At 37.8% G+C, this 9,466-nt stretch carries 7 protein-coding genes; 5 read left to right on the plus strand and 2 right to left on the minus strand.

Features of this window, described 5'->3' with window-relative positions; all coding sequences use genetic code 11:
- The first annotated feature begins 74 nt into the window (after nt 1-74).
- Nucleotides 75-245, plus strand: a complete 171-nt coding sequence (locus AC52RT_RS04910) for a hypothetical protein (RefSeq protein ID WP_495539714.1) — start codon at nt 75-77, stop codon at nt 243-245.
- A gap of 93 nt (nt 246-338) precedes the next feature.
- Here the strand turns inward: AC52RT_RS04910 and AC52RT_RS04915 are convergent, their stop codons facing one another.
- Complete coding sequence (locus AC52RT_RS04915; protein ID WP_495539715.1) at nt 339-1,391, minus strand: acyltransferase family protein; 1,053 nt, start codon at nt 1,389-1,391, stop codon at nt 339-341.
- A 232-nt stretch (nt 1,392-1,623) separates the two neighbouring features.
- Between AC52RT_RS04915 and AC52RT_RS04920 the strand changes: the two genes are divergently transcribed.
- Entirely contained in the window at nt 1,624-3,798 is a 2,175-nt protein-coding gene (locus tag AC52RT_RS04920) for a PAS domain S-box protein (protein ID WP_495539716.1), read from the plus strand.
- 40 nt (nt 3,799-3,838) lie between these two features.
- Here AC52RT_RS04920 and AC52RT_RS04925 read toward each other — a convergent pair whose 3' ends face one another.
- Nucleotides 3,839-5,053: an MFS transporter gene (locus AC52RT_RS04925; RefSeq protein ID WP_495539717.1), complete on the minus strand. Its 1,215-nt coding sequence runs from the start codon at nt 5,051-5,053 to the stop codon at nt 3,839-3,841.
- Between the two features lie 154 nt (nt 5,054-5,207).
- Between AC52RT_RS04925 and AC52RT_RS04930 the strand changes: the two genes are divergently transcribed.
- The 3 genes from AC52RT_RS04930 to AC52RT_RS04940 all read left to right on the plus strand — a co-directional run bounded on the left by AC52RT_RS04930 (nt 5,208) and on the right by AC52RT_RS04940 (nt 9,130).
- Nucleotides 5,208-5,657 (plus strand): MarR family winged helix-turn-helix transcriptional regulator, encoded by a 450-nt coding sequence (locus AC52RT_RS04930; RefSeq protein ID WP_495539718.1) that lies wholly within the window; start codon nt 5,208-5,210, stop codon nt 5,655-5,657.
- Nucleotides 5,658-6,269: 612 nt separating this feature from the next.
- A complete protein-coding gene (locus AC52RT_RS04935) occupies nt 6,270-7,964 on the plus strand; it encodes a M3 family oligoendopeptidase (protein ID WP_495539719.1) in 1,695 nt (564 codons plus the stop codon).
- 122 nt (nt 7,965-8,086) lie between these two features.
- Entirely contained in the window at nt 8,087-9,130 is a 1,044-nt protein-coding gene (locus tag AC52RT_RS04940) for a YkvI family membrane protein (protein ID WP_495539720.1), read from the plus strand.
- Nucleotides 9,131-9,466 lie beyond the last annotated feature (336 nt).

Raw genomic sequence — 9,466 nt, forward strand, 5'->3', positions numbered from 1 at the left:
TTCAAGCTGACCACGTTGAATTAAATGGGTTTTCGAAAGGATCCTTATCAAGTTTATTTTAAAATAGAACGGATTTGACTTTTGAGATTGCATTTAGTAAGGCAGTTGATGGAAGTGTTGGCGTGAAGACTCCTGCGGGAATAGCAGGACAGGTGAGACCCCGCAGGAGCGTAAGCGATGATGCGGCTCACCGCCTGCCCGCGGAAAGCGAAACGCCTGGAATGGAAATCAACACCTCATTTTAGAAGATAAAAAAGAAAACTGTAGACAAGACTCGATTTTCATCTGAGTTTATCTACAGTCTGAAACCTCAAACTCTTGAGTTTTTTTTTCTGCAATTAATTGTTTGCTAATTTATCAATCTGTTTTTTTACTGAATGGAAAGAGTGACGAATATTCTTAACTAATCCAATGGTTCGACTAATTTTCAATTCAATAATAGGCTGTGCAAGTGAGGCTGTTAACTGGCTAGAGAGAATCATGGTAATAATCAATGAAAGGCATCCAAGCAGCAGGAAGCTCTCGACATTTGTGAAGTAGCTTTGCATCTCACTTTCACGGAAAGTACGGACCAGAAAACCGTGTAATAAGTAAACATAAAGTGTCTGTGTCCCCCAATTCGTAAAGAAATGTTTTTCTTTAGGGATAAATGAAAGGAAGCAAAAAGTCATTAAGACACTTAAGGCATAAAATCCGAGTCGTTTGAACATTGAGATTAAACTTGCTTGTTCAAGCTCCGAATAAGGTTTTGAACCAAGGAGCCATTTATAGTTAATATCAGGCATTAAATAAAAGAAAGCAAAGACAATGACCATAATGAAAAGTGAGGTTACTCGAATCTTAGTTGAAAAGAGTTTTTGTAAAGAATCTTTACTAAGATGGTATCCAATTAAGAACATCGGAAAGAAAACGAACGTCCTTGAAAGACTTAAGTAATTACTGACCCAATCAACATACCCAACCAACAGGGCAATAACAATCGACAGTGTAATAGCTATCATAGGTTTCAGTTTGGCAAAGCCAAGCAGCATGATGTTCCAGCAGAATAAACTAATGAGAAACCATAACGCCCAATTAGGATCAAATAAATCAAGCTGGAATGTATCTTTTCTATATAAAAAATAATAGAAAACCGTATAGATTACTTGAAAAATGATATAAGGGAGAATTAATTTCTTCGTTATTTTTGCTAAATAGCCTTTCTTATAATATCCTTTCGCAAAAAATCCTGATACGAGAATAAAGGGAGGCATATGAAAAGTATAGATGGTTTTATAAAGTGCATAAATGAGTTCAGTATCATTAATAAAACTGTTTAATAGATGTGCAAAGACAACAAAGCCCATTAATATAAATTTAGCATTATCGAAATAGTAGCTGCGCTTATTCATGATTGCCTCCTTAGATAGATAGCCAATGAGAAGTCTCTCCTTCATTACCCTAATTAAAAAATAAAAAACCTTTAAGCAAAAAAACCTTAATTGAATTAACCAAACAAATTATAGCGAAAATTAAATAAAGATTAAACTAAACCTTTTTTCCTATTTTTAACTATTAGGTAGGAATAATATGGTATTTTGTTGAATTATGGAAATGAATTGAGCATTTTAGGGGATGAATATAATGGAGGGAAAAACTGAAGGTTTTCTTCGGATTCAGCAGGAAAATCATACGTTATTGAGCCTTATTCAGCAATATAAAGCGATTTTTGACCAAGCTTTTGAACCGTTTATTCTTACTGATGGTGAAAATCAAATTTGTTTTGTTAATCAACCAGCATGCAGTCTTTTTCAAGAAACAGAAGAAAATTTATTAGCTGCTAAAATAACCGACCTGTTTACTGGAGCGGTCGCTTCTACGCTTTCTTCAGAAGATAGTTATCCTTATACAGAAGGTAAGTACCAATGGAAGATACAACTTAGAGATGGTGCGATTAAGTCGATTGAATGCATCGTTCTGACGCTTAATATAGAGGGACATAAGTTATATAAAATAAAAGACATTACATCAGAACATCTGGCGGAACAGGAGAAACAAATGTCGATGAAAATGTTTAAAGATATGTTTCATCAGGCAGTCGACTGTATTGTAATTTATGACAGCAGTGGAATAGTAATGGATGTTAATGATGCTTTTTGCCAAGCTCTTCAATTAGAAAAACGACAAATTGTAGGGAAAAATATCAACACCTTGGTCACTGCTGCGTACATAGAAGAGTGGCATAAGGGGATTCTTCATGTACATCATTCAGGTTCGTATAAGGGCGATGTCGAAATGGCCTCAAAAGGAAAAGTGATAAGTTTTGATTATACCACCAGCTCAAATAACATGAATGGTTTGTTTATGTCTATATTTAGGAATGTTACAGAAAGACGGATAATGGAACAGAAGCTTAAGAAAAGTGAACGAATTACTCAGGAGTTATTAGAACAATCGATGGATGCCATCCTATTCTCGGATAAGAACAATATGATTTTCAGGGTAAATGATGCTGCCTGTAAAATTTTCGAAAATAATAAGGATGATTTAGTTGGCGGAAAAATCTGTCATTACATTCATAAAAAAGATGAGAATTACAAACAATTATTAGAGCATTTTGCAAAAGAAGGCTCAGTACGTGGAGAACTATTTTTTAAAATGCCTAATAAACAGATTAAACTTCTTGAACTGACATCAAAAAAGCATGAAGATGAAGGCTATAATTTGACGATCCTTCGGAATGTGAGTGAACGCTGGCGGATTGAAACGGAGCTCAGAAATAGTGAACGGAAATTCCGTAAAATATTTGAAGGTTCCTTAGATGGGATGATTCTGTGGAAAACGTCCGAATTTATCGATATAAATGAAGCCGGATTAAAAATACTTGAACTGTCAAAGCAGGAGCTGCTTCGAATTTCGATTCATTCACTAGTTGAACAAAACTCGATAAATAGGAAGCCATTACAAAATCATCTGGAAATGGTCTTTCGAAACGGGTCCGAAACTTCCGTTATACCTTTAGTGATGAGAAATGGTAAAACGAAACATATAGAAATATCAACCAGAGAAAATTTATATTCTGGCCTCCACCTTACGATCATTAGAGATGTTACCGAAAATCTTGTCATGCAGGAACAAATTCGTAAATCAGATACACTGAGTGTAGTGGGAGAGCTCGCAGCAGGAATTGCCCATGAAATAAGAAACCCTATGACAGCGGTAAAAGGATTTATTCAATTGCTGCAGACGAGCGTTAAAGAAGATTTCAGTACCTATTTTCATGTTATCATGACTGAACTGAACCGAATTGAGACCATTATTACAGAATTTCTAGTATTGGCTAAACCACAAGCTGTACATTATTTTAGTCAAAATATTAATAGCATTATGTTAGAAACACTTGAGTTGATGGGCGCACAGGCACTGCTAGAAAATATTCAGTTTGAGAGTGATTTCGAGGAAAAAGAATTTCACGTTTTTTGTGAGGCAAACCAGCTTAAGCAGGTGTTCATTAACATTCTAAAAAACGCCATTGAAGTGATGCCTTCTGGAGGCATTGTTCGGGTGAAAACAAGAAGGTGGGGGACGAACCAAGTTCAAATCACGATAACAGATGAAGGGCAAGGAATTCCAGAAGAAAAAATTAAAAAACTAGGCGAACCTTTTTATACCACAAAGGAAAGGGGAACGGGTCTAGGACTTATGGTTAGTTATAAAATTATCGAAGAACATTCAGGCATGATTAAAGTGGAAAGTGAAATAGGCAAAGGGAGCAGCTTTCATATTCGTCTCCCTCTTTATAAAGAAAAAAATAAGTAACGTATTATAGGTAAAGGCTGCGTGTGATGCAGCCTTTTTGTCATTCCTGATGCCATCTTTTTAATACAGGATCAGAAGGAAGCACGAGAGTGAAAATACCTAACAATGGCAGAAATCCGATCCATTTGATGGTCGACGCAATACCTATAAAATCAGCTGCAAAACCAAGAGCCACTGATCCAACCGCTCCCATGCCAAATGCAAATCCGACTGTTAGCCCAGCCATGGTTCCAATTTTTCCTGGAAAGAGTTCTTGAGCATATATAACCGTTACGGAAAAGCTAGTCATTATGACGAATCCTGCAAGTAATAAAAGGATGATGACGACTGAAGCAGATGCATATGGCAAAATAATTGTAAATGGCGCACTGCCTGCAAGAGAAAAGAAAATAATATTTTTTCTGCCAAATCGGTCTGCTAAAGGACCACCTAAAAAGGTTCCTAATGCTCCAGCAGCCAAAAATGCAAAAAGATAAAGCTGTGAGGAACGAATGGTGAATTGATAATCGTGAATCAGATAAAACGTATAGAAGTTAGTCATACAAGATATATACCATGATCTCGCAAAGATCAAAAAGAGGACAATACCTAACGCTCTGTAGATTTTTTGTTCAGGCTTTTTTGTCTGTAGTTCAGTAACCTTTTTTCCTATTGAAAAGAAAGATCGTCTCTCTTTATACCAATTAGCGATTAGAATTAAAAGAAAGACAGCGAGTAAAGCAACCGGTACAAACCATAGGGCTCCTTTTTGTCCGTATGGCAACAGGATAATCGCCGTTATTAAAGGTGCCAATGCTTGGCCAGTGTTCCCGCCAACTTGATAAATGGATTGAGCAAGCCCTCTTCTTGTCCCACCCGCCATAAAGGCAACACGTGATCCAGCGGGGTGAAAAATGGCAGAACCAACTCCAATCAACATAACCGAGAACAAAATAATGGTATAGGAAGGGGCTAGTCCTAAAAGCAGCATTCCACAAAGCGTACTTGCCATACCAAGTGGCAGGGCATATGGAAGAGGAAATGTATCTGTATACCAACCAAAAATCGGCTGCATCACTGAAGCAACCATGTTCAAAGAAAAAGCAATCAAGCCAAGCTGGGTATAACTGAGTGAAAGAGATGCTTCAAGAATAGGAAACATTGCAGGCACAACAGCTTGGAGTGAATCATTTAGTAAGTGGCAGATGCCCATAATAATCAGAATACCATAAGAGGTCTTTGAGGTAAGTTGTGCAGCTGTTGTTGATGATTCCATATGCTGCTCCTTTCTGACAAGAGGTAATGTCATTTTTCATTATATATTAAAATATACAGAAAAAGGGAGTGGTAATGGAGTGAATTGACAAGGCAGAGTGATTTTATTATAATTAATTTGAATTCGAGATATTTTAAAGAAGGATGTGAAAACAATGGGTAATGACAGCATCCAGCAGTCTCTTAAGTTATTTATCGTTCTTTCCAGAGCCCACAGATCAATGAATGATGTTGTGAATAAATATATTGCAAAACAAGGATTGAATCCAACAGAATTTGCAGTACTAGAGCTTCTGTACCATAAAGGAGAACAGCCGCTTCAGCAAATTGGGGGTAAAATTCTCCTTGCCAGTGGAAGTATTACGTATGTAGTAGATAAACTTGAGCAAAAAGAATTCCTTGAGCGAATTGCCTGTAAAAATGACAGACGTGTCACCTTTGCCAAAATTACTGAAAAGGGCAAAATCTTTATTGAAAGTATCTTCCCAGACCATGAAAAGAAAATTGATGACATTATGAATGTTTTGACTTCAGAAGAAAAAGAACTGGCTACTGAATTAATCAAAAAGATTGGCTACAATGCCCTAGAACAAGAACAAAAATAAACCCTCCTATATGGAAGGTTTTTTTTTTCACAAAGTAGTCGGTATTTACCATTAACAATCATTTATTTTAAGTAGCGGATAGTTGGTTCATTAATTAAAGCGTCGTAAGGCAGTTCGGTCTCTATCGTGGGATGGCTGGTCTTTTTTTTGTGAGATAGTCCGCGCAACTTTACAAAAAGAAAGATGCCCCGCGGGGTATTTTTTGGCTGTAAGTAGTGCACAGACGGGAATACGCTGCCTTTAGACGGGAATATACAGGAACCAGACGGGAATACGACCATACCAGACGGGATTAACGACATAAATGGGTAATAAAGAGGAGAAATCCCCCCCTATATAAATAGGAGATATCTTGATTTAGATTTACAATTAAACACCTATTTTTATCGCTTTTTTAGGACCCGATAATTCGCTTCGGCCTTTTTCAATTGAATTTCCTAGAAGAAAGGAAGTAACATTTCGCCTGTTTATTTTAAAATTTGTCATTGATACAAGTAAAGAAATCCGGCTCATTTATGCTAAACTTTAAATCTCTAAGAAGGGATATTACTAGTTTAAGAGAATACATAGTAGGATGAATTGTATGGAGACTAAGAGAGTGGAGTGAATAGAATGAAATTCGAAACATTTGAATACAAACGGCCTGTTTTAGATGAAGTGAAAGAGTCATTTACTCAAGCTTTGAATACGTTTATGGAAGCAGAGAATGCAAAAATTCAGGGACAAGCAATGAATGAAATAAATACTTTGCGAAATAGTGTGAACAGCATGTTCGCCCTTTGTTCCATTAGACACTCAGTTGATACAACGGATTCTTTTTACAAAACGGAAATGGATTATGTCGATGAAGTAGGTCCGGAGTTAGAAGACCTAGAATCACAGTTTTATCAAGCGTTAGTAAGCTCTGCTTTTCGTAATGAACTAGAAGCGGAGTATGGAAGTCAATTATTTGCTTTGGCAGATGCCCAGCTTAAAACGTTTTCACCGGAAATTATTCCGTTACTTCAGCAAGAAAATCGTTTGACGACACAATATTCGCAGCTAATTGCTTCAGCCAAAATAGAATTCGAAGGGGAAGAAAGAACGCTTGCCCAGCTTCAGCCTTTCACAGAGTCACCTGATCGGAATATAAGAAAAGGGGCAAGCCATGCCTATTTTGGTTTTTTTGAAAAAAATGAAAAGCAGTTGGATGATATCTTTGATCAGCTTGTAAAGGTCCGACACGAGATGGCATTGAAGTTAGGCTATAAAAACTTCGTTGAACTAGGGTATTATCGAATGGCACGAACTGATTATAATGCTGAGAATGTTGCGAACTACCGTAAACAAATCAAGGAATATGTTGTTCCGCTGGTGAGTAAGTTGATGAAACGCCAAGCCAATCGTCTGAATCTTGACCATCTTACCTATTATGATGAAGCCTTTGAATTTCAAACAGGCAATGCTGTACCTAAGGGAGATGCAGATTGGATTATTGAAAATGGCAGAAAGATGTACCGTGAACTGTCACCTGAGACAGCTGAATTCTTTGAATTTATGATCGAAAATAATCTGATGGACCTTGTTGCTAAAAAAGGTAAAGAAGGCGGGGGCTATTGTTCGTTTATTGAGGATATGCAAGCACCCTTTATTTTTTCCAATTTTAATGGGACTTCGGGTGATATTGACGTGTTGACCCATGAGGCGGGACATGCATTCCAAGTATATAGCAGCCGTTCATTCACGGTTCCTGAATACTACTGGCCAACCTTTGAGTCTGCTGAGATTCATTCAATGAGTATGGAGTTTTTAACCTGGCCATGGATGGAGTTATTTTTTAAAGAAGATACAGATAAATATAAGTTCTCACATTTAAGCGGTGCGCTTACCTTTTTACCATATGGAGTGGCTGTTGATGAATATCAGCATTTCGTTTATGAAAATCCGGAAGCATCACCTGCTGACCGTAAGCAAGCATGGAGAAATATAGAAAAAATCTATCTTCCAGATCGTGATTATGAGGGGCTGGAATTTCTTGAAAACGGCGGATATTGGCAGCGCCAAGGTCATATTTATTCTACACCATTTTATTATATTGACTATACGTTAGCCCAGCTGTGTGCCTTCCAATTTTGGAAACGTTCAATTGAGGGAGACGAAACAGCTTGGGAGGATTATATCCGTTTATGTAAGCTTGGAGGCAGTCAGTCTTTCTTGGAGCTTGTTGAATCCGCACATCTTGTATCACCATTTGAAGAAGGAGCTGTTCAATCAGTAACTGCCGTTATTGATAAGTGGTTGTCTTCGATTGATGATGAGAAACTGTAAATAGTATAAGGTTAAAGGAAGCTGTTTCTTTTCTAGACAGCTTCTCTTTGTCGTTTAAAAAGAGGGAAAGCCTGTCTTAAATGTCCTCCCTATCACATATACTCTTTAGGAGGGGGGATTTAATGCGTGCAAGGTGGACAGGCGCCTTCCAAATTGCTGCAGTTTATGTAGGAACGGTCGTCGGTGCGGGGTTTGCAACCGGGAGAGAAATAGCGGAGTTTTTTACTAAATATGGATCTATAGGGTTTTTGGGAATATTAATTGCCGGATATATATTTATTTATACGGGTACAAAGATGATGATCTTATCGGCACGTGCTCAAGCACGGACGTACGAAGAATTTAATCGTTTTTTATTTGGGAGAAGATTAGCACCTTTCGTTAATGTTTTCTTTCTTGTTATGCTTATAGGTGTCACAGCTGTTATGATTTCCGGGGCTGGAGCTGTATTTGAAGAGCAATTAGGTCTTTCGAGGCTGATTGGTGTAACGGTAACCATTATTGGCGCTACGGTTATTTTAATGCTTGGGTTAAAGGGGTTATTCCTAGTTAACTCTTTCGTTGTGCCCATTATGATTTTCTTTAGTGTGATGCTTTGTGTGTTAACGCTTGCTGATGGCAGAATACAGCCTAGTATGCTCTTCTTGCCGAGTACTGTATCAATGGACGCTGTATTATCTCCTTTTGCCTATGCAGCGTTTAACTTGGCTTTGGCCCAAGCCATCTTAATACCGGTAGCTTATGAAGTTAAGGATGAAAAAGTTATACGTGAGGGAGCTGTATTGGGAGGGCTGTTTTTAACACTTATTCTGCTGGCTGGGCATATATCCCTTTTGGCACTTCCAAACGTATTAACGTATGAAATACCAACGGCTGAACTGATGAAGAAGGCTGCTTCGGGATTGTACTGGGTCTTTATTTTAGTTATTTACTGTGAAATTTTCACTTCAGTGATTGGCAATATTTTTGGGTTGCAGAAGCAAATAAATGCTTATATAAAGCTCCCCAATTTGTTGGTTACATTACTAATCTGTACGCTGTCTGTTATCATTGGTCAATTTGAATATGGTACTCTCCTAAGTTATTTATATCCGATTTTCGGTTACATCAGTTTATTATTTTTATTCTTGATCTGGCTGGCTAAATTAAATAAACCGATGCATTAAAAAAAGGAAGACAAGTATGTCTACAGTCTTCTTTTTTAGTTTTTAAAATGCGGCTGTTGATTTCCATTCCAGGCGTTTCGCTTTCCGCGGGCGGGCGGTGAGCCTCCTCGTCGCTTACGCTCCTGCGGGGTCTCACCTGTCCCGCTTTCCCCGCAGGAGTCTTCACGCCTTCCACTCCAATCACGCAGTCTTTCTAAATTTAATTTGAATTTTAGTCCGAAGCTCAAATGGAAACACGTGCTACCAATAGCAGATTTAGAAGGGGATTCATTCAAATCGGGGGAATTATGAAGAAAACTCTATCCGACAAGTCCATTGGACACGAAAAATAGGATT

This window comes from Peribacillus sp., assembly GCF_059453735.1.

What these genes read in the sequence shown, in the direction of transcription:
- AC52RT_RS04915 (WP_495539715.1), bottom strand. Translation starts at nt 1,391, where the DNA reads ATGAATAAGCGCAGCTACTATTTCGATAATGCTAAATTTATATTAATG.
- AC52RT_RS04920 (WP_495539716.1), top strand. Translation starts at nt 1,624, where the DNA reads ATGGAGGGAAAAACTGAAGGTTTTCTTCGGATTCAGCAGGAAAATCAT.
- AC52RT_RS04925 (WP_495539717.1), bottom strand. Translation starts at nt 5,053, where the DNA reads ATGGAATCATCAACAACAGCTGCACAACTTACCTCAAAGACCTCTTAT.
- AC52RT_RS04930 (WP_495539718.1), top strand. Translation starts at nt 5,208, where the DNA reads ATGGGTAATGACAGCATCCAGCAGTCTCTTAAGTTATTTATCGTTCTT.
- AC52RT_RS04935 (WP_495539719.1), top strand. Translation starts at nt 6,270, where the DNA reads ATGAAATTCGAAACATTTGAATACAAACGGCCTGTTTTAGATGAAGTG.
- AC52RT_RS04940 (WP_495539720.1), top strand. Translation starts at nt 8,087, where the DNA reads ATGCGTGCAAGGTGGACAGGCGCCTTCCAAATTGCTGCAGTTTATGTA.